This window comes from Mangrovibacterium sp., from assembly GCF_041596335.1.
Lineage (GTDB): Bacteria > Bacteroidota > Bacteroidia > Bacteroidales > Prolixibacteraceae > Mangrovibacterium.
The window spans coordinates 1-26,130 of the sequence record NZ_JBFHIT010000032.1 but is presented as its reverse complement, the minus strand read 5'-3'; the positions used below and the strand labels follow the sequence as shown (position 1 = coordinate 26,130).

Here is a 26,130-nt window from a genome sequence, read left to right as displayed (position 1 = left end):
GATTTGTGCTAGTTGCTGTAGGTGTGCACACTGGTTTGGGCCGTGGGTAAATAGTTCACCCCAAACCAACAGACCAGCAGCAACGCGAACGAAATTACCAAAATCCACATGGCTTGTTTGTGTCGGTTCTGATGGCGATATCGGTAGTGGATATAAATCAGGTAAGCCGTCCAGGAAATGAACGCCCAGGTTTCTTTTGGGTCCCAGGTCCAGTAGTGTCCCCAGGCTTCTTTGGCCCACAGCGCACCAAAAAGCAAACCCATAGTGAGGAAAGCGAAGCCGAGATAAACAAAGTTGTCGGCAAGTTCGGGAACTTCAGACCATTTTTTGCCTCTATAATCCATATAAATGGCTTTTAGTCCGGCAAGGCTCGACGCAGCCAGAAGCGCGTAGGCAAACATATAAACAATCACGTGCGGAACAAACCAAATGCTTTGCAGAGCAGGCATCAGACTTTTGTCGTGGGTTTCCGGTTTCAGTAAGTTGATAAAAATGAACAGAGCTCCCATTGTCAGGCTGTAAATGAGCAGCCAGTTGTATTTCCAGCGTTGAAAACTAACGATTCCGATGGCGGGGAGCAGCAACGAATACCAAAGTCGTGTTTCGCCCAACGTTCGCATTGGAGGTCGTTCAATGTGAACCCATAGCAGGACGATGAAAACGGCAAGTGCGAGCGTTCCGGCTGTGGCAGAAATGATGGAGCCGGTTCGGGCTTTTCTGCTTTTGGGCTTGAAAACCAACAGCACGAATGCCGTCATCCAGCAAAGCAAGCTTATTGCGGCAAATTCTTCAAAGTTAATCCATCCCATTTTGCACTCCTTTCTTTTTTGCCGCTCCATCGCGAAGTAAAAACAAGGTTCCTGCCAGTAGCATAAAAACACCGAAATATACTGCCGGCAACCAAGGGTCTCGAACCAGCTCGATCACGCTAAGATCCGACCAACGGGCTTTTTCCGAATCGTAACTTAGTTGATAGAGTTTCCATCCGTTGATGGAGAAAGGTTTGTTAACTTCCAGTGTTGTTTCGGCTTGTGTACCGTCGGGGAATAAAACCTGTATGTCGGACTGGAATTTCCGCGGTTCGGGAGGCAACATCACCAACGAGTATTGGTCGGAGAGTCGGAACGCGAAGGGTTGCTGTCGGAAACTTCCGGAGCTGATCCATCCGGTTGTGATTTCACCGGTTTCACTGTTTCTTACTTTTAGCTGAGCTGCCGGTGGTGCACCGACTTCATTAACCCGCTCAAAATGATCGCCTGTAAAACCAGATTCGGGCAAATAGGTTTCAACTTCAATACGGTAGTTCTCGAGTGTTCCGGGAGCATCAGCAAGCGAAAAGTATTGGCTCTTTTGGCGGTTCACCGCAATTTTTCCGGTTTGGTGATCAATCAAAGTTATTTTGGGTAAATATTCGTCGAGCTTAAAGTCTATTAAACTAACGGCCAGCGGCATTTCAACCAGTTGGCCTGTTTCCGTTTTTGCCCGCCATTCAATTTTTCCTTCATAGCAATCCATGCTCAGACGTTGTAAGTCGCTGCTGCCCAGACTGGCTGCTGTCAGTGTAATCCAAAGTCCCAAATGGTTTAAAATATACCCTCCGTTTTTTAGTTTGAAGGGGATGAGGCGTTTGAGTGTCGCCATGCCCAAACAGGCGAGGAAATAAACATTGGCCAGCAAATAAAACCATGTATTTGTGATCTTGTTGAGTCCCAACAGGCTGATTGCACTTGGCTGCGATGCCGGTAACTGGGGAATAATTCCCATAAGAATTGCCAGACCGCAAAACAGGCCGGCAGAAGTTACGGCTGCCGGAATTGACTGCAGCCATTTAACGAAAGCCGACTTCGGTATCAGAAGATGAAAGACTATCAGCGAGGCAGCAAATGCCAATGCCAGGTATAAATTGCCGGGCCAGCTTGGAATTTGAATGCCTGAACTACCCAGCATGATTTGCCAAATAGTACCCAGAGCCACCAGTCCTCCCACTATAATAATTCCTTCCCGATATGACCAGGGGGCCTGCCAGGTTTTTCTGTTCATCGTTTTTGGTGTTTGAATTGGACGTTGTTCTTCCTTCAGGAAGAACATCCGTAAAAATTAAAGGTGCCGCACATTTTGCCTGGCGACACCTGTCCCGGTAATGATTTACTTGTCTATTTAATGAAATTCGGGGTTACCGTTAGCATGGCATAACCCCAGTAGTTTGTTGTCGATTTGTCGCCGCCTTTTAGCTGTTCCATACTGTCGGTTCCGAAAAGCATGGAGTAGCCAAAACTGAAATTTACTTCCGGACTAATTTTGTAGCTGGCCTGCAAATCAATTTCAGTGCCCAGTCCTTTTGAGTCCTCGTCGCTGATGTCGGCTGCCGCTGCGAAATAGTGCAGGTGCGCATCCCAATTCCATTTATCTTTTTTGAAGCTGTACTTTAGATAAAAATCATCAAGCCCCACGTTGTTGATGTGGCTTCCAACGTAAAAATAATCCATAAACCCGTTGAATTTGTGGTTGGTACCATACAGTGGAGTGAAGGATTTATTTTTTGTGTCGTCGTGTGACGTTCCCGAAAGACGCTCAAATCCCAGGGTGAATCCTTGTTTCACCGATGCCTCCAAGAGCAGGTTGTAAGCGCTAATGTCAATATCGGATGTTGATTTACCGGTTTGCAAATAGGCATTGGTCGCGAAGTTCACCGAACCAATCGCAAAGGTTCCATATCCGCCCAGAGTCTGGCTGTATTTCACCTCCTGACTGTCGTCCACCGTCACCGGAACCCCGTTGTTTAATGCCAGTAAACTCAGACTTGCCTTGTCCCATTTTTTATTGAACCAAAGAAATTGAAGGTTTTTGTAGGCATCGTTTCCGTCGTAAAGATTGTCGTCCGGGTTGCTGTTTTCGTTGTGTGCCAAACCAAAATGAAGGTTGATGGCATCCTGATATTTGAAAATAATCATATCGTGCGAGCGAGCCTGTTGTGCCCAGCCGACATTCCCAAAAATCCGGTGATTGTCATACGCTACTTCCTGTCGACCTGCTTTGATTGAGAATTCAGAACTTAGCAAAACCTCTGCCCATGCCTGATGAACAGATATCGCGTAGTCTTCGTTCCCAACCAGTTGCGCCTGACTGCCCCATACCCTAACATCCTGCAAACTCAGCATTGTAACAAGTTTGTCGGCTGTGTAAAAGGCATTCAGCCGGCTGCGTTGCGAGGTAAACCATGAAGCATCCTGATCAGGAGCTGCCAGGCTTTTGTAACCGTGGCTAACTTCGCTGCGGGGGCGGAACTCGCCATTGAGGCTAAATTGGGCGTAACTTTGGCTAGTCGCGACTACAATAAGGGCGATAGCGAGTATTAATATGTTCTTCTTCATTTTTTAGATTTAAGAGTTAGTTCATCGATACGCCCCATTTCGATTCGCGCTCCTGGGCTGTTTTTATCCACTGCGGAACAATGGTCTGTTTGAACACTTTTTTCTCAGCGTTTAGTTGATCCATATCCAATCCGATTAACTCTTGTGCCTTGGCTTTAGTTGTGATATCCGGATACGGTAATTCTTCGTTGAATCCTTTGGCTGCCAGAAGGCGAGCGAGTTTAATGCGCGTTTCCTGGGCAATTGTCAGGCCGGTTGATATGATTCTTCCTGTTTCAATAGGAGCGTGGAATGAGCCACCATGGCTGGCTGCTACATAGTCCCAACGCCATTGCGCATGCCTGATTCCCATCAAAATGTCTTGCATTTCGGTATCGTTAGCTCCCAAATCCCATGCTTTTTTTGCTTCCAGATGAGCACGAACAATCAACTCTTCCAGTTTGTCCCGGTTTTCAATGATTTTATCCTGACGTTCGAAAACATTTTGAATCAATTTTTCGGTTTCCTCACGGTGGCAAACCTGACAGGAGTTGGCAACATTGTTTAGTGGGGATTGAATGTGATGATCTGTGAATTTCTGTCCACCTTCCGATTTGTATGGCATATGGCAGTCGGCACATGATACACCACGCTGAGCATGGATTCCTTGCATGTATATTTCGTAACCCGGATGTTGCGCCTTAAGCATCGGTGCTTTACTCAACGAATGTGTCCAGTCGCTAAAGTTCATTTCATCATAGTACTCTTCGGCTGCTTCTACCGTCATTCCTTTTTCCCATGGGAAGGTGAGGTAGTTAGCGCCTTCAACGGTGTATTTGTCGAAGTAATATTCAACATGGCATTGGGCGCAAACCAAGCTGCGCATTTCTTGATGACTGGCTTTGTTTACGTCTTTGCCCATTTTCTGAAATGCTTCCACCAATGCCGGACGGGTAACACGAAGATTCATGCTTTTGGGGTCGTGGCAGTCGGCGCATCCAATTGGATTAACAATTTCAGATCCTAAACGAGCCCATTTCCCTTTGTAAAATTCGGCAACTCCTTCTTCCTGCATCACGCGCGGAACATCGGGGCTTTTGCAAGTCCAGCAGGTCGATGGCATCGGACCTTCGTCGTCGTTTGTTGGGCCTCCTGTACGCAAGGTATTTCGTACATCTTCCACAGCATAGTAGTGGCCGCGGCCCTGATTGTAATCTTTCGAAAAGCCGTATCCTGCCCATAATACGACCATGCGCGGGTCAACTTCCAGCATGTCAATCATTTCGTTGCCATTGTATTTGCTGCGGAAAGTGGTGTCAGCTGTTCTGTAATACGATTGGAATTCGCGTGGGAAGTTTTCACCCCAGACTTCGTTACGGGGTTCGAACTCCGTAAGCTTGACTTTCGGAACATTTACGAAGCTCGCTTCGGCGCGACGTTCCATTATAGATGAAGCCAAAAGGCCTAATAAGAAAACGACAATGAGGGTGGCAAAAAAGAGGAGCCATCCAATAATCGGTTTTTCTTCAATTTTTGTTTTTAGCGATTTCATATGATGCAGATTTAGTTGTTATTCAAGTTTTTAATCCAATTGGGGACAGGGCTTTCGGGTAACGGTACACGTGCGCTCGGGGTGCTCGACAGGCTGTTCACCCGCCCGTGTGGAACTTCCCGGTGGCATTCCCAACATTTGCGGGAGGTGCGGTTCTCTTCGTAATTGCCGATGCATGCGCTTTGCCTGGCATCCATCAGTTGATTGGAGTGACAACGAATACAGTTGTTATGAACGACCTCGGCTCCTTCTTCGTGAATGAAGATTACCTGTGGTTCTTGGCGTAGGGTGAAGATGGTCGCATGGCGAAGTCCATCTTTAGCCTTGAAAAAGTATTTGTTGAAAACATTGTTATGTGGTACATGACAATCGTTGCAATTCGTCCATTGCCGGTGCGAACTGTGATTCCAGGTAGCGTACTGTGGTGCCATAATGTGGCAGTTTACGCAAGTCTGCGGATCATCTGACAGATAGGAGTGGGCCTTGGATAAGTATAACAACAGGCACACCAGACCTGAAAATACCCCAAGTATAACTATTACCGGAAACCTCCATCTTTTTGGCGGATAGAATCTTTGGATCATTTTAGTTTAGTTTTTCACATTAAAGATACGTGGTCTGGAGTAGGTGTTTTGTAACCGATGTTACAAAACAGCATTTTTGTTTGAATAAAATGTGAAATTAACCGGAAAGTGAAAAGCGGATTTTCGCAATCCGTTTTATGCCTCTACCTTTGTGGCCGATTTGCAGGTGAACATTCAATTTAATTTATTGAAATTGAAGGACCAAGTATTGTTTGGGGATGTGCATCAGCAAAAAAATAATTAACCAAAATTATCTCATGCTAAAACGATTTGCGGGAGCCCTTGTCGCATCCCTTTTATTTATTGGCGCCAGCGCGCAACAACCCAGCCTGAATGACTTCAAGCTAGATTTTTATGGTTTTGTTCGTACCGACTATTATTTGGATACCTACAAAGGAAACGACGTAGCGTATGAAAATTTTTATCTGGTTCCATTGTACTCCGGGCAGGATGCCAATGGGGACGATTTAAACGAACAAACCAGCGCCAATCTGACAGCCTTAGCGTCGCGGATGGGATTGAAAATCCAAGGTCCTGAGTTGTTGGGTGCAAAAACCAGTGCCGTATTGGAGTTCGATTTTGGTGGAATCACAAAGTCGGAGCCGACGCTTTTTCGCATTCGGCACGCCAATGTGGTGTTTAACTGGGAAAAGTCGAAGTTATTGGTTGGGCAGAGCTGGCATCCGTTCTTTGGCGGAGGTGTTTACCCTCAGGTTGGTGCCTTCAATACCGGAGCTCCTTTCCAGTCGTTCAACAGGTCGCCACAAATTAGATACGATTACCAGATTGGGAAATTAGATGTGGGAGTTGCTGCTGTTTACGAAAGCCAATTCACATCGCGTTCGTTTGATACCGGCGACTACAGTACCGCCAATCAGGCTCAACGAAACGGAATAGTGCCGGAACTGGCATTGGTAGCCGAATATAAATCTGCCGACTGGACGTTGGGAGCCGGAGTAGAAATGAAACGCATTAAACCTCGCATGACAACCGACGGAGATGCCGGAACATTCAATGCTGATGAGTTTTTAATTAGCAAAGGAAGCATGGCATACGTAAAGTATTCCCACGAAAAGCTGATGGTGACCATTAAGTCTTTCTACGGGCAAAACATGACACACCTAACATTGCTTGGTGGTTACGCTGTCGCATCGAAGGATGAGCAAACCGGAGCTGAAACCTATACAAATTACACAAACTGCACCGGTTTGGTGAATATTGTTTATGGACAGAAATGGCAAGTTGGGCTTTTTGCAGGCTACGGAAAAAACCTTGGAACTGCCGATGAGGTGTACAACTCCAATGGTTCGGCTCTGGTAGCGGGCTTGCTGCCGGGAATTCAGAACCTTGGCCGGGTTGCGCCGCATATTGCCTACAACATTGCGAAGCTTCGCTTTGTTGCTGAATGTGAGATTACTTCGGCCAGTTATGGAACAAGTGGCTTCGATTTTAGCGACGGAACTTATGCTGATACGCATCGCGCAACCAATAAGCGCGTAAGCCTGTCAATGGTATACGCTTTTTAATTGCGAACAGAAAACTCCTAATTTGGAGAGATCGTCATATTGAAGGGGAAAATTAACGAAGGAGGCTACTTTTTGTTAATTTTCCCCTTCGGTTATTTCACCGGGTACCTTTTTCGCAGCTTTTTTGTGTAAATTGGGCCGGTCAAATCCATACAGGATTTTCAAATCAACGGTATAAATTATGAAGAAAGTTGCCATACAGGGAATCGCGGGTTCCTTTCACGAAGATGCTGCACGCAAGTATTTCGGTGATGAAGAAATTGAAATTGTGGAGTGCCGTTCTTTTCAACGTGTTTGCGAACTGGTTGATACTGACAAGGTGGACATTGCGGTAATGGCCATCGAAAATTCCATTGCCGGAAGTATTCTGCAGAATTATTCATTGATTCGCGATTATCACTTACATGTAACCGGTGAAACCTACATTCACATCCAAATGAACCTAATGATGTTGCCGGGGGCCAAAAAGGAAGATGTGAAAAACATCTATTCTCACCCGATCGCTATTCGCCAGTGTGTTGAATATATCGAGAAGTACTTTCCGCAGGCTCGAATTATCGAAAATCAGGACACCGCGATGTCGGGAAAAATTTTGGTCACCGATAAATTGACCGATTCGGCTGCCATTGGCAATTTGCGTACGGCCGAAATTTACGGACTCAATGTTTTGGATAGTGGTATTGAAACCAACAAGAAAAACTATACGCGCTTTTGGGTGCTCAGCAAGCATGCCAATCAAAACGGAGGAAGCAATAAGGCTTCGTTGGCTTTCGAGGTTGGTCACTATTACGGAGCGTTGGCCCGGGTGTTGAATATATTCGCTGAAAATCAGATTAACCTCAATAAGATTCAGTCGATACCAATTGTTGGAAAGCCAAACGAATACACCATTCATGTGGATCTCGAGTACAATTCGGAAGAGAATTATGAAAAAGCGATTCACCGAGTCTTGAAAAATGTTTCCAGTTTGTCTATTTTAGGCGAATATGTACGTGCTGAATTAGAAATCACTAACCAGTAAAAAATATAATGATGAGTCAAATAGGATTATTTTTTGGTCCGGAAAAGGGATCAGTTCACCGGGTGGCTAAAAAAGTTCAAGCCGCCATTGGCGAAAGCTTGGTTGAATTAGTGTCGGTAAACGATGCCTCAGCTGAGGACCTGAAAAAATACGATAAGCTGATTTTTGGAATCTCAACAGTTGGTAAAGAGACTTGGGATTCGGAATACTCCAATACCGATTGGGCGAAGTTTTTCCCCGAGGTTTCCAAAGTTGATTATACCGGTAAAAAGGTGGCCATCTTTGGGTTGGGAGATCATATTACCTATCCCAGTCATTTCGTTAATGCCATGGGGCGTCTTTATAAAGAAATCAAAAAAGCCAGCCCTGACGCCGAGGTTGTAGCATCCGTTGATCCTTCGGTTTACGAATTCGAGGAGTCGGAAGCAGTGATTGAAGGTGTGTTTGTCGGGCTGCCGGTTGATGAGGATTTTGAACCTGAATTGACTGAAGAACGTGTTGCCGCATGGGCTGAAGAAGTTAAAACCGCTTTCGGTTTATAAACAATAGCCACAAGAAGTCAATTGTTGCCTATTGTTGCGAAACTCCAAGCGACAATAGGGTGCGATTGACTTTCGTGTTTTTCAAAATAAATTGACATTAACGATCGCCGGTAATCATTCAAAACCATCATGAAAAATACTCCGATAGACGGTAATTTGGTCGATAAGTGCCTGGGGCGCTTGCGAATTGACGAAGTTGGCAATGCCACAATTCGAGAGATTGTAGGCCTGGTGAATGCCATTGAGGAAGAAAGTACTGAAAAGTACATTCGGATGGAGATGGGAGTTCCCGGATTGCCACCGGCAAAAGTTGGGGTTGAAGCAGAAATTGAGGCGCTGAAATCCGGTGTCGCTTCGGCTTACCCGATGATTGACGGTATTAAACCATTAAAGGAGGAGGCATCGCGTTTTGTCAAGTTATTCATGAATGTGGACGTGAAGCCACAGGGCTGTGTCCCGTCAGTTGGCTCCATGCAGGGAACTTACGCTGCATTTATGGTTGCCAGTCAGGTGGATGTGTCAAAGAACACGGTGCTGTTTATCGACCCGGGTTTTCCGGTTCAAAAGCAGCAAATGACGGTGATGGGCTATCCATACGAAAGCTTCGACGTGTTTAATTACCGGGGCGAAAAGCTGAGGGAAAAGCTCGAAAGTATCCTCGTCAAAGGACACATTAACTCAATTGTGTATTCAAATCCAAACAACCCAAGCTGGATTTGTTTTACTGAAAGCGAATTACAGATTATTGGAGAGCTGGCTACAAAGTACGATGTTATTGTCATGGAAGATCTGGCTTATTTTGCGATGGATTTCCGACAAAACTTTTACAGCCCGGGAGAACCGCCATTCCAACCCACTGTTGCTCACTACACCAACAATTATGTGCTGTTTATTTCAAGCTCAAAAATATTTTCATATGCCGGGCAGCGAATCGGGATCATGGTCATCTCCGATGCCTTGTACAACCGCGACTACGAAAGCCTGAAGACCCGCTTTCACAGCAATTCTTTTGGCAATACAATTACCCAGCGCGTGCTGTACGCCATTTCGTCCGGAACCAGCCATTCGGCGCAATATGCGCTGGCTGCCATGCTAAAAGCCGCCAACGAAGGCCGTTTCAATTTTGTTGACGAAGTGAAAGAATACGGTGCCAAGGCTAAAGTTATGAAGGAGCTTTTCTTGAAAAACGGATTTCAAATTGTATACGAGAAAGACGGAGACGAACCAATAGCCGATGGATTTTACTTTACCATTTCGTATCCTGGAATGACAGGCGGAGAGTTGTTGCATAATCTGCTCTATTACGGAATTAGCGCGATCACATTAAAAAATACCGGAAGCGAAAAAGAAGGGCTTCGGGCTTGTGTGTCGCATGTTAAACGAAGCCAGTTTGGTGAGTTGGAGCAGCGCTTAATTCAATTCCACAAGGATTTCCCTTTCAACTAAATTAAGGTAGAAAGATGAGCTGCATTGGACCCGGGTACCAGCAAACCTTCGAGCAATTGAAGGAATTCTTTAAAAACCGTCAACCCATTCAACTTAAAAAAGGGGAGACATTTTTGAATTATGGCGACCCCAACCGCAAGCTTGGAATCCTCTTGAGTGGTCTTCTGTATGCTTCCTATACGTCAGAATCGGGCCACGAATGGATTTCCCGTTTTTTTTATATTCCCGACAATGGTATAGTCAGTAGCCACGAAACGTTTATGACCGGAGGGGAATCAAATGAAGTTATTCGTGCCTATGAAGATTCGGAGCTGATTTGCATTGAACGAAATGAGTACGAGGAGCTACTCGAAACCAACCCCGAACTGCACCGCCTGGTGCGGATCATGGCCGAAGAAAGCTATGTGCAGGCTCTGCAGAGAGTGCATACCTTGCAGTCGCTTTCAGCCTCGCAGCGTGTTAAGTTATTTGTCAAGGAGCATAGCCAAATTGTTTCCCGTGTCCAACGACAACATGTGGCGTCCTACCTTGGTATCCACCGCAATATTTTCACTCGTATCCTCAATAAAATATAGGTATTATGCAACAATTGTTGCGATTAAAACTCCCCTTTTCGGATAGTTTTGTAGGAAACTGAACAAAAGTTGACAAAAAACCTATTGGGTATGTTGTTCAGCAATCCTTTGCTTTGTCATGGTTTTCCTCCGGGAAATTTGACAAATTGTTATCGCTGAATAGTTCAGTCAATGATAAAACTATCTAATTATGGCAAAAGTAGTAGGCGCTGTTGTGGTTGACACGGAAGAATGTAAAGGCTGCGGCCTTTGTGTGGTTGCCTGTCCGCAACAAGTTCTGGCGCAAAACAAGCAAGTTAACAGTCGAGGATATCACTATTCATTTATGGACAAGCCGGAAGAATGCATCGGCTGCTCTAATTGTGCCGTTATCTGTCCGGATACCTGTATTACTGTTTACAGGGTGAAAGTAAGTGCCTAAACCTCAAAAAAAACGAAAAAGTAATGGGAGAATTAAGATTGATGAAAGGGAACGAAGTAATTGCCGAAGCAGCGATCCGCTGTGGGTGTGATGCTTATTTCGGATACCCGATCACACCACAATCGGAAGTGATGGAAACCCTCATGGCCAGAGAACCCTGGAATGAAACCGGTATGGTGGTTTTACAAGCCGAAAGTGAAGTGGCCTCTATCAATATGGTTTACGGCGCTGCCGGAACCGGGAAAAAAGTATTGACTTCCTCATCGAGCCCGGGAATTAGCCTGATGGCTGAAGGAATATCCTATATTGCAGGAGCCGAATTGCCCTGTGTTATTGTCAATGTTCAACGTGGCGGACCCGGGTTGGGAACAATTCAACCGTCTCAGGCCGACTATTTTCAGTCGACAAAAGGTGGCGGACATGGCGACTATCGCTTGATTGTGATTGCCCCGTCATCGGTTCAGGAAATGAACGACTCGGTGGAGTTGGCTTTTCAGCTGGCTTTTAAATACCGCAATCCGGCCATGATTTTAGCCGATGGAGCGATTGGCCAAATGATGGAAAAAGTAGAGTTGAGTGATTATATCCCCCGGAAAACAACCGAGGAAATTGAAGCCGAATTTGGTAGCTGGGTTACTACCGGTAAAAAGGCCAATCGTTCAAAAAATGTGATCACTTCGTTGGAGTTGGATTCCGCATTAATGGAACATAATAACATCCGTTTTCAGGAGAAATACCGGCAAATGCAGGAAGAGGATGTTCGGTACGAATTGTTTAATTGCGATGATGCCGACTATATATTAGTGGCTTTTGGTTCGTCGGCCCGTATTTGCCAAAAGTCGGTCGACATTGCCCGGGCTAAAGGCCTTAAAGTTGGGCTTCTTCGTCCGATTACTCTTTTCCCTTTCCCCACACAGCCAATCGCGGATCTGGCGAAACGGGTAAAGGGTTTTCTCACCGTTGAAATGAATGCCGGACAAATGGTTGAAGATGTTCGTCTGGCAGTGGGTTGCACAGGCGATTCGAAACCGGTTGTGTACTTCGGTCGGATGGGGGGGATTATTCCAACTCCCGGTGAAGTGGTTGAGGCATTGGAACAAAAACTGATTGGAGGATAAACAATGGAACTAAAAGATATTATCAAAGCGGAAAACCTGGTTTATTCGAAACCAAAATTGCTGAACGATAACACGATGCACTATTGCCCGGGCTGTAGTCATGGGGTGGTGCATAAATTGCTGGCCGAAGTAATCGAGGAATTGGGTCTTCAGGACAAAACCATTGGCGTGTCGCCGGTTGGATGCGCCGTGTTCGCCTACAATTATATCGACATCGATTGGCAAGAAGCCGCTCATGGCCGTGCTCCGGCAGTCGCCACAGGTATCTCCCGTGTCAACCCCGACAAAGTGGTATTTACCTACCAGGGCGACGGCGACCTCGCTTCAATTGGTACAGCCGAAATTATGCACGCTTGTAACCGGGGCGAGAATATGGTTGTGGTTTTTGTAAATAACGCCATCTACGGAATGACCGGAGGACAAATGGCTCCGACCACTTTATTGGGGCAAGTCACTGCCACAACGCCTTGCGGGCGTGATGTTGAACGGAACGGCTATCCGCTGAAAATTACGGAATTGATCGGGCAGCTGCCCGGAACAGCCTTTGTAACGCGCCAGTCGGTTCACACACCGGCAGCATCGCGCAAATGCCGAAAGGCGCTGAAAAAAGCGTTTGAAAATACCCTGGCAAAAAAAGGAACATCGTTTATTGAGGTGGTTTCAACTTGTAGCTCCGGATGGCGACTGACACCTGTTGAGGCGAATCAATGGATGGAAGATAACATGTTCCCATTTTATCCGATAGGCGATATCAAAGACGGCGAAAAAGCCTCACCTGAAGCTTATTTTCAACAGAAATCTAAAACCGAACTTGCATGACAGAAGAAATAATCATTGCCGGATTTGGAGGGCAAGGAGTCCTCTCGATGGGGAAAATATTAGCCTATTCAGCCGTAATGCAGGGACAGGAAGTAACCTGGTTCCCATCCTACGGACCTGAAATGCGCGGAGGTACAGCAAACGTTACCGTTATTCTGAGCGACAACCGCATTAGTTCGCCCATTTTGCACGAGTTCGACACGGCGATCATACTCAACCAGCAATCGCTCGATAAGTTTGAGCATGAGGTTAAACCGGGTGGCACTTTGTTGTACGATCCAAACGGAATCGTTCATCCACCCACACGCAAAGACATCAACATTTATAAAATTGAAGGAACTTTAATTGCAGCCGATATGGGGAATGTGAAAACCTTCAACATGGTTGTTTTGGGTGCTTATTTAAAAGCAAGGCCGGTGGTAGGGCTCGAAAGCATTCGAAAAGGCCTTGAAAAATCGCTGCCCGAACGCCATCACAAACTCATTCCGATGAACCTGCAGGCTATTGAAGCCGGACAAAAACATCTGCAAACAGTACAGGAAGTTTAATTTTGAATGATTACATAATTAAAAAACCTGCTTCGGAAACGGAGCAGGTTTTTTCTGTTTAAAGCGCAGGCAACCATTGGCTGTCTGCGCTTTAAATCGATCGGTGCAATTGCCGCCCGACTATTGATACATGGTTATGTCGTGCAGAAATTTGGCATCTTCAATTAACTTTTTCTCCGGTTTCACAATTCCCAGATTTACCCACGGATCAATCCGGTATTGCGCATCCTTGATCATCATGTGATTCGCTTTTTCATCTTCTATTAGCTGATCCGTCGTTTGATTCTGAATGTCCTTGTAGTTGCGCTGACTCATTCCAACAACCGACAGTTGATTCTCGAACTGCAAATAGGTTTGGTCGTTCACCAAAATCTGAATTTGCGACTTGCTTCCCAATAAGCGAAGTTTTCCGTTTACGAGGCTGTAGTTCACTTCGTTTAAATCGTCGGTAACCTGCACATCGTACTCCATTGGATTGGACTGAAGGTAGCTGATGTAACTCAGATATTTCCGTTTGTCGGGCGATGTTGTCCACGAAGCATAGCGCAGAGCTTCGGTTTCGGTGCCAATATAAAGTACGCCACTTTGCAGTGCCACCACCAAGTCGCTCTTTTGGCGAAACTGGATTTTGTAACACAATTCGCCATCGTATTCAATCTGGCCAATTAGATCGTAATCGAACTGATAGCTTGTTTCCTGCCTCCAGAATTCGGGAGTAGCGGCCAGTACATCAGCTTTCAACGGATAAAACGAACTTCGGTGGTTCGGTTTCAGCAACATCAAACGGTGGCCACTTTTGTCTTCCATATTCTTAAACTTCACGGTTTCAAAACGCATCGCGCCGGTAGATCCGGGATATCCGGCGTTCGAATAGTTGAACGCCATTTCATAGATGCCGAACACATCCTGATCAATCGCTACGGTTTCGCGGTTGTAGCCCTGGTAGCTTTCGTCTGAGGCATATAATTTCCGCGATTCCTGAATGGCATTGCGAACGATGGTTACCGCTCTTCCGGCATTCGGGTCAGTCAGAACCGGCGTTTTCTCAAGCTTAATCTGAAGAATAGAGTCAGCCTGAGCCGGAAGGGTTAATTGGCGACTTTGGTAGCCCGGCCCGGAAACGAGCACAACAGCGTTCTTCTGAAGCCGATCGGACGAAAGGAAGAACTCACCATCGTTGTTCGTCCGCTCATGGTAGAACGGAGCTTGCTGGATCAAATCGGCCGAAGGGATCGGTTTGCCACTTTCCGCATCGGTAATAATGCCCGAATACAAACGGAGTGATTGATACGGATTGAGCGATTCGGTGCTCGGCTTTTGTTTGTTTTCAGCAAGTTGAGGCTGAATAGGTTCTTCTTTTAAATGGTTATTAAGTGCAACGGAAAAGGTATTCGAACCACTTTCACCGCTTGCGGTAATCCCTTGTACCTGAATGTTTAGCTTGTCGATTCCCGCCCCGGTTGGAAAGGCAATTTGTGCGCTTCCGGTGCTGTCGGTCACAATTTGTGGTTGCCAGAAAATGGTTTTTCGGGCTTGATTGCTTGAGCTGCTGTTTTGATATCGGGGCACGTAGAATTCACGTTGAGGGCTAAGGCCGGTCAGGAACAAGGTTTGCAGCCCTTTTGTGCGTTGGTAAAATATTCCGGCTTTCGACTTTGTGGTGATAAACAGGTACGATGGCGGTGCACTGCTTCGCTTCAGACTTTCCATGAGTGCCTCCTGGTCGGTAGAAGTGGTTTCCATAATATCACTGTTTTCTTCTTCATCTGGTTGCAGAAGGTTGCTGTTTATAAGCTCCATGCTCTCTTCGGCCGAGAAATAGTCGAGTGGCATATCAATGCCGTACTTTTGGGGTTTGGCGATAAAATTGATCGTTTCAATTTCGCTGGGATCCATGTAGCTCAGAAAATCGTACAGTGGAAATGAGTTGTTGTTCAGAAAGTCCTTGTCGACAAAAATGTACAGGTAGCCATCCGGATTTCCGGCGACATTAAAATAGACTGCCGGAGTGCCCGAAAAGGTTGATTCTCCATCAGAACTGCTGCTGCTGTTGTCGGACTGGTTGGTGATGACCAGGTTGCTGTTTTTAGCGATGCGCGGATCGTAAAATCCTTTTTCAATTTTCAACCCCGGTACCTGATCCGCCAGTAAATCCCAAAGATCGGAATACCAGGCTGTTTCTTCAGTCAGTTTTTTCAATTGTGCCGATTCAATCACCACATCGGGCTGGCCACTTTGGGCAATCAACGAATCGCGCCGGTTCAGGAAATTTGAACGGGCGACCACTTCTTCAATCATAAAGGTATCCTTGCCCGGAAAATAATAGTTGTCAATTCGTGGTTTGCGTATGTTTGGGGAACCGGGTTTTGCAACAGTGGCGTCTTTTGTCGTGTGCTCTTGTTCGGTGTAGTTTGTTGGCGGAAGATTAAGTACCAGGGGAGACAATCCGCGTTTCGAAATTTTTTCGAAGCTCATTGAGTTGAGTCTCAGATGCTCCAGATTTGTGGTTAGGTCGATGATGTAGTCCTTTTGGTTGTCCCAGCGGTTTTTGGTTTGTATGGTCAGGCTGGCCGAATCGGTAAACGCGGGAAGGGTGAAGCTGAACTGTCCATTTTCGTTGGTGTAGGCTTTGTCGATGTGAGTTGATTTTCCATGAATCAGAATAATCGACACTTCAAAGTTTTTAGGAACCGGTTTGGTCGAGGCTTTACGGTAGATTCTGCCGTTCATAAAAATCCCGGGCTCCGGTTCATGGGTGGGTGTTTCGTTCGTAAAACCGGCCACATCAGCCCAGGTAAATCTGCGCCAGCCGTAGGTTAACAGCATTAGGTCGCGTTTTCGGCTCCGCGCCGGATCGGTCGGATTAAAAACTGCCGTGTTGGCCAAAACCTCGCCTTGAAGATCGGAGGAAAACAAAACGTAATTGCGAATGTTTTCCAGCGAATCCAGCGAACTTTCAAGCAATGGATTCCATGCCAGAAACGAAAAGTTTCCTTGCGCCGGGCGTCCGTCAGCGTGGTTGGCCTGTAGCATAAAGCGAAGCGGCGAACCGGGCTTTTCTCCCGCTGTTTCGTTGATCAGTTTAAATTGAATGTCGTTGTTTTTGTCATGATAGACCAGTCGCTCAGCACGTGGAATGCGGTTCACAAAGAGCGTGAAGGTTATTATTCCTTCCGGAAAATCGTCGGTAGGGATCGCAAACTCAAAATAGTTGTCGTTGAGAATACCGGTGCTCATAAACTTTGTATTGCCCCGGCAGTGGCCAACCAGAAGGTAGTTCGCCGTTACTGTGGAGTTTTTCAGAATCGCAAAACGAAGACTGTCCGTACTTTGTTCCAACAGGCGCAAGCAGTATGCTTTTTCTTTTATTTGCGGCAGCTCGTAAGTGAAAACCGAATCGCGGAAGTTGATACGTGCCTGATAATTTTGTCCGAACCGGGGAGTTATTTTGATACTGCCCAGGCCTTGATATTCGCTGCTGAATCGGGCGATGCTGCTTCCGTCGTTGTTGCGCAATTCGCCTGACACGGGCATCGGGTTTCCATCCGAATCAATACAGCGAAAGGCCAGCACATTCTCCTGATCGGCCACCAACTCACCTCCCTCGGGCAAAAACTGCAAGTCGGGCTTCTGTACCGAGAGTTTTATCCGGTGCTTTTCGCCGCCATTGGCTTTCCCGTTCTGATTGACCGATATAAGGGCCACCGGCAATTTCAGCGAGTCGGGCACCGCGAAACTAAAACGTCCTTCGTTGTTGCGAACCATGCAAGTAGCTCCGAGCATTGTTCCCCGGGCCAACTGAACCCGGATGGCCACTTCTTCGTTGATCTCTCGTTCCGGGCTTTGGGCATGGATTTTCACAAAAACCGAATCGCCCGAAACGAAAGGAACAACCCGCGAGCTAAACTCCCATTGCGTTCGGTCTGAGCCTTTGGGTAGAAGAACAATTGGCTTTTGAAAAAGAAAATCGCTGGCGTAGTTACACATATAATTGGTGTAGGCAAGCAGCTTGTATTTCCCGGCCGGAAGCTTGTGATTCAGGGCAACAAATCCGTCGGTAAAGCCTCTGTCGATCGGAAACATTTCGTGGCTAACCATTTTATTTTCAGGCGAAATCAGATCGATGTAAATAAGGTTTTCACTGCCAAGTGGCACATGGTTGATCGCATTCACGAGGGTGGCTTTCAGCCAGATTGAGTCGCCCGGATAGTACTGCCCGGAGTTGGTTTGTACGTAGAGCTTTTCCTGTATATTGCCCAGAATGTACCGATTGAGTTGGTTGTTGACCTGTAGCGGGAAACTATCCTGGGGGTAAACTTTCCCGATGGAAACCATTAGGACAAGCAGAATTAACTTCAGTTTTCGGAGCATGATTAGGTTTTTGTTTTAGTTGGTGTAAATGGTTGTTTAGACCTTGGAAGATGCAAAATGTTTAACGATGTTTTGTTAAACTTCGGAAGTTTTTAAGAAATAAATAAGAACGTTTTCAGATTTGGCAGATAGAACCTGAAAGCCGATCGATTATCGGATTCGTTTTGGCTTGCTTTTCCCGCTATGGAAGAACCAGTTATCCCCTGCAGTGGAAATAATTCAATTCATTTTCTGGTGATCTGCATTCCCTGTTGGAAGGTAAATCCCCAATAATCAAACTGTCGTATTTCTCTTCAGCGGAGCTCCGGCAAGTAGAATAACGGAGGCTTGCCGTTGCTGCCCGGCAAGCCAATGTTCCTTTTCGGAGGCTTGCCGTTGGCGCGTGGCAGGTGCTTGTTATTTTGCGGGAACACACCGGTAGCTCAGGGCAAGGCTTTGTTGCCTTGCAAAAGCCTGCCGCCGGTGCGTGGCAGGTTGCCGACTTACAACTTTAGCCTGCCACGATAGCGCGGCATACCTCTGTTGCTTATCGAAAGCCCGCGCCCCACAATGCCCTCCGGCCAAGAACCTAGAAAGAGCACCATTCTCCGGCATTTCCTCAATCGTTAAGTTCACCGGGTGCAGAACGATGCCATCCAGGATCACCAATTCCACCAAATTTAAAATCAGTCTAAAAAATATTTATCGTAAATTGGATGGGAGGAACAACAGTTATCCATAAATCTGAAAATCTTTTGTCATTGGATAACTTTAGGGGACAGATAACAGAGTTACCAAACATGATAAAAAAGACACGATGGACACAAGTTAACATGGAGCACAATTAATTTAGAATTGAATTAGAAGTAAGTTCTAAATTACGGAAACGGGTAAAAAGCAAAAGAAGCCCCAACCCTTGAAAGCCGAAATATTCTAAACCAGAAAGTTCAAACAATATTTAACTATCAAAGTTTAAATAAATAATATGATTGACTTTGAAAAAAAAATTTAAAATGGATTTAAATAAAAATTACTTAAAAAATTTGAAATATTTATTTGTTATTGCTGCAATTAGTTCATTTACAGCAATTTACACCTCATGTAGTGATGATTTTGAAGACCCAATGAATTCAATTCAATATCAGAAGAATGATTTATTAACAATGGACTATTCCGATTTAAGAGATATTAAAAGTGATGGATTTTATTGGGATTCCGAAGAAGCTAATATGATAGCAGTTCGATTTCTTGAATTGGATGCTGTAGAGGGTAAATATGTACTTAACATGTCTCATGAAGAATCAAAAGAACTACATATTCTTGATTCAGATTTTGAAAGAATGATTCGTGAAATAGAGGCAACCAATGATTCTATTAAAAAATGGTCAAGAAATAAAAATATGGTATTAGAATTGTCAAATCCAGAGGACTACATAAAGAATACACTTCAGATAGATAGTAAGTTTAAGGTAAGACTTAAATCTGGTCAAGAGCAACCTGGTGAAAGAACTGTTAATGTTAGCACCGGTGGGCTTGACTGGGGAAGTTCAACAATATGGCTACCAATGGATGCTCAAATCCCAATCAATGTAACTTGTTATTCTCCATTTACATTAACACCCCTGTTTAATATAAAGGCTGGGACGTGCGGAACCGAAGCGATAAAAGGTGGAGTTGGGGTAAATGGCACATGGACAACTACAATTACTCCACATTGCAGTAATACTACTTGTAAATTCTCATTTAAGACTTCAAGCACCAATGGAGGTACAGGAACATTTAAATATTAAGCTGATGAAAATCTATTTATATTTATTTTGTTTTGTCTTCTTTATTGCTTGTAATAGCAAAAAAAGTTTGAAAACCAACGTTGACGAATTATATGCAGCGATTCCAAAGGATACACTAACAGAGTTATTATCCATTTCAGGATTTCCCGATAGCACTCTTACAGAAAGCCAATTAGAAACTAAAAAGAAGATAAATAAGTTATTGGAGGAACACTTAACAGTTGAGGACAATCAATTTGTACTTCTTGCTGAACCTAAAGACTTTGAAAAAGCAGGTTTATCAAAGTACTACTACATAATTTACAAAAAGAGTTTTAATGATACAAATAGGGCGATAGATTCTCTCGGGATTCAGAATTTGGATGAAAAATTTAAAAAAGGCTCTATTGAAAAGGGTTATACGTTATTTTCCACCGAAGAGGAAAAATAAAGTAAAAGCAACAAAGGTTGTTTGGGACTTAACTTAATGTCCAGACAAATGTACCTATTCCAAATACCTATAGATAATGTTAAAGAAATCACAAACTCTTATTGTCTTATTAATATTTCTTGGAAGTACATTTTGTACTTCCGAGAAATTTGTAGACACGACAAGTACTCCAAAGCACTACTTTGCTGTCATAATGATATTAGTTATTCTGTTATTTATTGCAATGATGAAGAAACGAATGTGTATTGGTATGTTCTCAATTAAAAAAATGCTATGGGGTATAAATATTATTTGTTTTATTCAAGCTTGTTATGGTATTTCTCAATTCATTGGTTGGCTTCAACCAATGAATTCCAATTTTGAGGTTACTGGTAGTTTTGGCAATCCTGCGGGGTTTGCAGCGGTTTTGGCAATGGGATTTCCAACAGGCTTGTATTTGTTTATAAAGGCGAAGAAGATTGAACGATATGCAGTTGTTATTGGTTTGGTCGTAATTGCAATGGCTGTATTCCTTTCCGGTTCAAGGACAGGAGTATTGGCAATTTTAATTTCGACACTTCTATTCCTCCTGTTTCAAACAAGCATTACAGGCAAATTTCAAAAGTTGAAGCATTACAAACTATTAATAGCTTTGAGCTTAACTTTAATTTCAATAGGAAGCTTTGCTCTTTACTATCAGAAAAAGGATTCAGCAAACGGTCGGTTTTTAATTTGGAAGGTTTCATCCGAAATGATAAAAGACAAGCCTGTTCTTGGTCAAGGATATGGGGCATTTCAGGCTAAGTATATGGATTACCAGGCTGAATACTTCAAAAATAACTCCGATTCAAAATATGCACAACTTGCAGACAATGCTAAACATCCTTTTAATGAATTTATAAAAGTTGCCGTTGAGTTTGGGATAGTAGTTTTAATTGTTGTGCTCACACTTTTTTTGTTCGTTTTATGGAAAGTTATAAAATCCGAGAATGAAAATAGAGGGCTTGTTTTTAGTGGTTTAGTTTCTTTCCTTGTGTTTGCTTGTTTTTCGTACCCGTTGCTATACATTCCAGTTTGGTTAATACTTGCATTCTATCTTCTTGCATTATTGCCATCTAAAGAAATCAGGATAGAAAATACTACGGTTTCAATTATTGCGAGAATCATAGTTGTTGGTGCATGTATTTTTTTCCTTTCCCATTTCACCAAGCAAATTCAGGCAGAAATAAAGTGGAAAACAATTGCAATGCGTTCATTACGGGGAAATACCGAAAAAATGTTACCAGAATACGAAAAACTATACTTAACATCATTAAAAAGAAATTCGTTTTTCCTATACAACTATGGTGCTGAACTAAATGTTGCAAACCAGTATGATAAAAGCATAGAAATTCTAACCGAATGCAAAAATCAGTTCAATGATTATGATTTACAAATGCTTTTGGCTGATAATTACCATAAAAAAGGTGAAACAGAAAAAGCAATTAAAATATATGAACATGCCTCAAATATGGTTCCGTGCCGGTTTTTGCCACTGTATAACCTTTTTGAAATATATAAAGAAACAAGCCAAAAGGATATGGCAGAGATGTTTGCGATTGAAATTATTAACAAGAAAGTAAAAATACCATCAAACTCTGTATTTTATATTCAAAATGAAGCAAAGACATTTTTAAATGATAGTAAACTATGAAGATAAAAATTTTAATATTATGCCTTTTACTTATCTCATGCAGCCGATATCCGGACAAACTCGCAGATTCGTTAGAGTTAGCAGAAGATAATCGGCAACAACTTGAAGAAGTTATTGAACACTACAAAGGAAAGGGTGAAAAAGATAAGTTACATGCAGCTTATTATCTAATTTCCAACATGAAAGACAAAGGGACATATATCAACGAGTTAGTTAACAGTAATGGCAACCCTGTTGGGTTCAATATTTCTAACTTTAAAAATGAAAAAGAACAAAATGCATGGTTGGATTCAATTCAAGCAGTCCATGGTGATTTGCATGTAAAAGAAGAGTTTTTACCTGACTTGGAGCATATTACTTCCGATTTTCTAATAAACAACATTGACAAGGCATTTGAAGTCAAATATAATAGCCCATTTTGTCAAAACATATCTGATTCAATATTTTATGAGAATATTTTGCCCTACCGTGTCAGTTATGAGAAATTAGAGAATTGGAGAGATTCTGTGTTAACTGAATTCTCTGGTCTGAAAGATTCTATTTACGGTTTCTCCACCGTCCTGGCCGCAACAAATTTCATTGACAATATATATCAAAAGAAGTTTAAATATGGAGGTTCACGCTATTTTAAACAGAAAGAGGTACGATGTTATTCTGAATTGCTCCACGATAAAGCAGGAAAATGTGATGATATGTGCAATCTTGTTGTAATGGGACTTAGAACATTAGGCATACCCTCTGGTTTTGATGGTATTCAATATAAAAGGGCTAACGATGAAGTAGGACATGGCTGGTGTTTTGTCTATGATATTAAAACCGGAAAAAACTATCCTTTCGATGCCCTTTCAAATAATGGTCCGGGGTTGTTTAACCTGAGGTACAAAAATTCACCTAAAGTATTTCGAAAGCAATTTTCAAGCATTAACGACAATTCCATAAAAAACAACCATTCCATAATCCATCCAGTTTTTTTTGAAGACAATTCTTTAGATGTCACCTCCGAATACTTTGAAACAGTAAGTATCTCAATAACTTTAGACAGTTTATATGCAGAACCCGTTTACCTGAACATATGGCACCGGGGAGAATGGAAACCTGTGGATTATTCTTATAAACCAAGTTCTTTAGTTGCTAATTTTTCTCAGGTTTCAAAAGAAAACATATATTGCCTTTCTTCATTTAACCGACCTGAAAACAAAGTGATTAGTGAGCCATTTATTATTAATAGATATGGTGAAATAAAATATGGTTCATCGCTTGGAGTTCATAAGAAAACTGACATGAAAAATTACAATAACAGGCAGTTGAATAACGCTAAGAATAATGCTATGATTTTTGAATTTGGAAAAAACAAGAATTACAAAAAGGTTTGCATAAAAATTGTACAAGAAGATTTGAAAAAGAATGAGTGGTCGCTTTTATCAAACAGCTTGGAAACTAACCGGTTTTATTTTCTATCAGATTCGCTATGTTCAAATGGGCGAATTTTTGTGTTTGGTGAAGATAAAAAAAGTATAAACTGGTATTGAAATTAAAATCACGTTTGGTAACACGCACTCATAAATAATTGCCGGGAAAGTAGAAAATTGAAAGTTCACAGCCCGCAGTAGCTGCAATGTAACTTGACAAGATTGCACTCCGCAACCGGCAACTATTCATAGCGCCACCGTTAGGCAATATTTAAGATGAACCGAACTTTATGAGAGAAACTTATATCCAATATGGAGTTGCAAGTGATTTAGCAGAAAAGCTATCTCATTTAGGATTGCCAAAGTCTACTTTTGATAAGACATCTACAAAGAATTTATGTGAACGTTATGGATTAGATTCTGAGGAGGTTAAACTTGTTAAGGAATTAATAAAAAGACATCCAATTGATGAAAATACTATAGAACACTTACTTGAAAGTGCAAACTACGTATGTTGTGTCTGTAAAGGGACGAAAGGAAGTTCATATATAATTCATCATATGGAAGAGTATTCTATTAGTCAGAATAATGAATATTATAATCTAGCCGTTTTATGTCCTACTTGTCATGATACTGCTCATAAAAATGGTAAAAGTTTATCTCTAAAATTGACCGAAGACCAAATATATAAGTCAAAAGAGAAATGGGAAAAAGAAGTCGAACGACTAAACGTTGAGAAAGCATCAAAGAATGGAAATATTTTTGAGGTTGATTTTCTAAATGTACCAAGGATACTAGAATTGAGTAGAGAGTTGTTTTCAGAAATACCAACAACCTCTTATACAGAAGACCTAATCAAGCAAAACCTCATAGATATAGATAGTAATCTTAATTCTCAAAAAATTGCAGATTTAGCCAGAAACCCTAATACACCTCTCATTTTCTTTGCTGCATGGGGGTCTTCAATGTTGAAGTTTCATTACTTTGATATTTTTAAAAGAATACTTTCTCACTTAGAATTCAAGGATTTAGATTTACTATTAACCAAAACATCAATTAAATCTGGAATTGTCGGTGAATACTGTTACTATGTAGGAGGATTATATAGTTCCACTTTGCCTGGTGACATTAATGGAGAAACGGTATTTATGAAATTCCACATTAGAAAGAAACAGTTTATTGTAGAATGGTTGGTTGACCCTAAATATTTTGGTTCAAGCTCTGCAAAATGGCGAACTGCTCAAAGAAATGTTTATATGATTTATGGAAAAGTACGTAACGTAAACATTGAGGTTGTGGACGATAAAAAGAAGATAATTGTTGACATCAGACCATATTGTTTTGGACTTCCTGAGAAAAGAATAGATAGGAAACCAATTATTGCTTATCTCAAAGAAGTTGATGAAGTATTTGAAGATGATGAAACAGATGAAGAATAAAAACATTGCCTAACATTTTGTATAAGTAATGGCAGGCGATTTGGTAAATATCAAGGTTTGTAGTCCGCTCAAACAGCGTAACGGTTTGACAGGAAATTACCACGCAATCTGCCACTACTCATAGAATTTTCCGTTAGCATTCAATGTATAAAAGACAGACACAAAATATGGAAATAAGTGAAAAAATATTTGAAACGGCATTTTTAGAATTTAGCAAAATTGGAAATGGAATTTCTAATGAAAGAGTTTCAATTTTTAAAAATCATCCGTTGCTTGTTAAACATGAAAATTACAAATATGATATCAAGGATGATGCAAAAAATCAGTTGTTGACAAACACATGGAAAGATGCTGACCTCGGAACAGGAAGAATTTTAGAATGTGTGAAAAACGCAATTAATTTAAACAGCAATAATCTAATCGACTGGCGAAAAAAAGACGATTTCAAAAAATTAAAAGCAAATAGGGAAAATGAAAAATTACTTTTTGACTTCTTTAAAACCAAAATTGAAGATGAAAATGCTTTTAATCAATTCCATGAAATAGGGTTTTCTTATCAACTTATTGCCTACCTATTTTTTATAAAAAACTTTCAGAAATACATGCCAATTTCTCAAGAGCAATTTGATAAAATATTTAATTCTCTCGGCATTGATTTCAAAACAAGCCATAATTGCTCTTGGCGAAATTATTTAGAATACAATGAAATAATAAAACAATTTAAAAAACAGCTTTCACAAAGGTTCCAGAATGTATCATTACTTGATGCTCATTCTTTCCTTTGGATTTATGGGTTTCAACTCGGAAGTATTGACGAAAAGCCAAAATCAAAAAAAGAATCGAAATTAAAAGAACGAGAAGAAACGGAAATTTTGATAGACAAGGCAAAACCAGAACTAGAGATTTATAAACCGGAAAAAGTTGTTGATTTAGAAAGTTTGCCAGATTTAGAAAATGAAATTGATTACATCGAAAATCATCGAAGATTAATGGAAATTGGTGATTTAGCTGAGAAAATTGTGTTAGAAGATGAAATTGAATTTTTAAAAAATGACTTTCCTGATTTAGCGGAGAAAGTTCGATTAGTTTCAAATAATCCAAAACTTGGATTTGACATATTATCGTTTGAAACTGACGGAAGTCAAAAACAAATAGAAGTAAAAGCAGTCTCTGAAAACAAAAACAGTAAAAGTTTCATCATTTCACGAAATGAGTTTTCTAAATCAAAGATCTACTCAAATTACTATGTTTATTGCGTGTCTGGAATTAATTCAGAAACGCCTAAAATACTAAGGATAAAAAATCCTGATTTTGAAAATAACGAAGAATTTATAATTGAGCCTTTGACATACAAAATAACTTTTGAATAAAACAACGAAATGCTAACACAGTGCATATTGGCTATTCTGGTTCGTTTTGTGCCACCGATTTCGGAGTGGTTTGTGCCAGTGATTTCGGTTCAAACTGTGCCACTGGGTAGCTAAAAAGCGGATATTTTTCGGTTTGTTTTGTGCCATTCCGGTTCAGGCTGGTTACTC

21 protein-coding genes are annotated in these 26,130 nt (G+C 42.3%); 15 read left to right on the top strand and 6 right to left on the bottom strand.

Annotation, left to right across the window (positions count from 1 at the left end; translation table 11 throughout):
* Positions 1 to 8 precede the first annotated feature (8 nt).
* From ccsA to nrfH, 5 genes are all read right to left on the bottom strand, one after another.
* Positions 9 to 809: a cytochrome c biogenesis protein CcsA gene (gene ccsA, locus ABZD21_RS12170; protein ID WP_372775281.1), complete on the bottom strand. Its 801-nt coding sequence runs from the start codon at positions 807 to 809 to the stop codon at positions 9 to 11.
* Positions 796 to 2,040: a cytochrome c biogenesis protein ResB gene (locus tag ABZD21_RS12165; RefSeq protein WP_372775280.1), complete on the bottom strand. Its 1,245-nt coding sequence runs from the start codon at positions 2,038 to 2,040 to the stop codon at positions 796 to 798. The genes ccsA and ABZD21_RS12165 overlap by 14 nt, the downstream gene beginning before the upstream one ends.
* A gap of 113 nt (positions 2,041 to 2,153) precedes the next feature.
* A complete protein-coding gene (locus tag ABZD21_RS12160; RefSeq protein WP_372775279.1) occupies positions 2,154 to 3,371 on the bottom strand; it encodes a hypothetical protein in 1,218 nt (405 codons plus the stop codon).
* Positions 3,372 to 3,387: 16 nt separating this feature from the next.
* Entirely contained in the window at positions 3,388 to 4,902 is a 1,515-nt protein-coding gene (gene nrfA, locus ABZD21_RS12155) for an ammonia-forming cytochrome c nitrite reductase (RefSeq protein ID WP_372775278.1), read from the bottom strand.
* A gap of 11 nt (positions 4,903 to 4,913) precedes the next feature.
* Positions 4,914 to 5,486, bottom strand: coding sequence for a cytochrome c nitrite reductase small subunit (gene nrfH / locus ABZD21_RS12150; RefSeq protein ID WP_372775277.1), 573 nt, complete (start codon positions 5,484 to 5,486; stop codon positions 4,914 to 4,916).
* A gap of 257 nt (positions 5,487 to 5,743) precedes the next feature.
* Between nrfH and ABZD21_RS12145 the strand changes: the two genes are divergently transcribed.
* The 9 genes from ABZD21_RS12145 to ABZD21_RS12105 all read left to right on the top strand — a co-directional run bounded on the left by ABZD21_RS12145 (position 5,744) and on the right by ABZD21_RS12105 (position 13,502).
* On the top strand, positions 5,744 to 7,012 hold the full coding sequence (locus ABZD21_RS12145) for a hypothetical protein (protein WP_372775276.1): 1,269 nt from the start codon (positions 5,744 to 5,746) through the stop codon (positions 7,010 to 7,012).
* A gap of 181 nt (positions 7,013 to 7,193) precedes the next feature.
* Positions 7,194 to 8,033: a prephenate dehydratase gene (locus ABZD21_RS12140; RefSeq protein ID WP_372775275.1), complete on the top strand. Its 840-nt coding sequence runs from the start codon at positions 7,194 to 7,196 to the stop codon at positions 8,031 to 8,033.
* Between the two features lie 11 nt (positions 8,034 to 8,044).
* Positions 8,045 to 8,575: a flavodoxin gene (locus ABZD21_RS12135; RefSeq protein WP_372775274.1), complete on the top strand. Its 531-nt coding sequence runs from the start codon at positions 8,045 to 8,047 to the stop codon at positions 8,573 to 8,575.
* 129 nt (positions 8,576 to 8,704) lie between these two features.
* On the top strand, positions 8,705 to 10,021 hold the full coding sequence (locus ABZD21_RS12130) for an aminotransferase class I/II-fold pyridoxal phosphate-dependent enzyme (RefSeq protein ID WP_372775273.1): 1,317 nt from the start codon (positions 8,705 to 8,707) through the stop codon (positions 10,019 to 10,021).
* 14 nt (positions 10,022 to 10,035) lie between these two features.
* Positions 10,036 to 10,596 (top strand): Crp/Fnr family transcriptional regulator, encoded by a 561-nt coding sequence (locus ABZD21_RS12125; RefSeq protein WP_372775272.1) that lies wholly within the window; start codon positions 10,036 to 10,038, stop codon positions 10,594 to 10,596.
* Between the two features lie 190 nt (positions 10,597 to 10,786).
* Positions 10,787 to 11,017 (top strand): ferredoxin family protein, encoded by a 231-nt coding sequence (locus ABZD21_RS12120; protein WP_372775271.1) that lies wholly within the window; start codon positions 10,787 to 10,789, stop codon positions 11,015 to 11,017.
* Positions 11,018 to 11,040: 23 nt separating this feature from the next.
* Entirely contained in the window at positions 11,041 to 12,135 is a 1,095-nt protein-coding gene (locus tag ABZD21_RS12115) for a 3-methyl-2-oxobutanoate dehydrogenase subunit VorB (protein WP_372775270.1), read from the top strand.
* 3 nt (positions 12,136 to 12,138) lie between these two features.
* Positions 12,139 to 12,954: a thiamine pyrophosphate-dependent enzyme gene (locus tag ABZD21_RS12110; protein WP_372775269.1), complete on the top strand. Its 816-nt coding sequence runs from the start codon at positions 12,139 to 12,141 to the stop codon at positions 12,952 to 12,954.
* Positions 12,951 to 13,502, top strand: a complete 552-nt coding sequence (locus ABZD21_RS12105) for a 2-oxoacid:acceptor oxidoreductase family protein (protein ID WP_372775268.1) — start codon at positions 12,951 to 12,953, stop codon at positions 13,500 to 13,502. The genes ABZD21_RS12110 and ABZD21_RS12105 overlap by 4 nt, the downstream gene beginning before the upstream one ends.
* A 120-nt stretch (positions 13,503 to 13,622) precedes the next feature.
* On the opposite strand, the gene ABZD21_RS12100 is transcribed toward ABZD21_RS12105, so the two are convergent.
* Positions 13,623 to 17,873 carry a hypothetical protein gene (locus tag ABZD21_RS12100; protein ID WP_372775267.1) on the bottom strand — a complete coding sequence of 1,417 codons (4,251 nt, stop codon included), beginning with the start codon at positions 17,871 to 17,873 and terminating at the stop codon, positions 13,623 to 13,625.
* 992 nt (positions 17,874 to 18,865) lie between these two features.
* Here ABZD21_RS12100 and ABZD21_RS12095 point away from each other — a divergent pair.
* The 6 genes from ABZD21_RS12095 to ABZD21_RS12070 all read left to right on the top strand — a co-directional run bounded on the left by ABZD21_RS12095 (position 18,866) and on the right by ABZD21_RS12070 (position 25,962).
* Complete coding sequence (locus ABZD21_RS12095) at positions 18,866 to 19,642, top strand: hypothetical protein (protein ID WP_372775266.1); 777 nt, start codon at positions 18,866 to 18,868, stop codon at positions 19,640 to 19,642.
* Between the two features lie 4 nt (positions 19,643 to 19,646).
* A complete protein-coding gene (locus ABZD21_RS12090) occupies positions 19,647 to 20,072 on the top strand; it encodes a hypothetical protein (RefSeq protein ID WP_372775265.1) in 426 nt (141 codons plus the stop codon).
* 76 nt (positions 20,073 to 20,148) lie between these two features.
* Positions 20,149 to 21,744, top strand: coding sequence for an O-antigen ligase family protein (locus ABZD21_RS12085; RefSeq protein WP_372775263.1), 1,596 nt, complete (start codon positions 20,149 to 20,151; stop codon positions 21,742 to 21,744).
* Positions 21,741 to 23,273, top strand: coding sequence for a hypothetical protein (locus ABZD21_RS12080; RefSeq protein WP_372775262.1), 1,533 nt, complete (start codon positions 21,741 to 21,743; stop codon positions 23,271 to 23,273). The genes ABZD21_RS12085 and ABZD21_RS12080 overlap by 4 nt, the downstream gene beginning before the upstream one ends.
* Positions 23,274 to 23,443: 170 nt before the next feature.
* Positions 23,444 to 24,592 carry an HNH endonuclease gene (locus ABZD21_RS12075; protein WP_372775261.1) on the top strand — a complete coding sequence of 383 codons (1,149 nt, stop codon included), beginning with the start codon at positions 23,444 to 23,446 and terminating at the stop codon, positions 24,590 to 24,592.
* Positions 24,593 to 24,759: 167 nt separating this feature from the next.
* On the top strand, positions 24,760 to 25,962 hold the full coding sequence (locus ABZD21_RS12070) for a DUF3883 domain-containing protein (RefSeq protein ID WP_372775260.1): 1,203 nt from the start codon (positions 24,760 to 24,762) through the stop codon (positions 25,960 to 25,962).
* Positions 25,963 to 26,130: the final 168 nt, after the last annotated feature.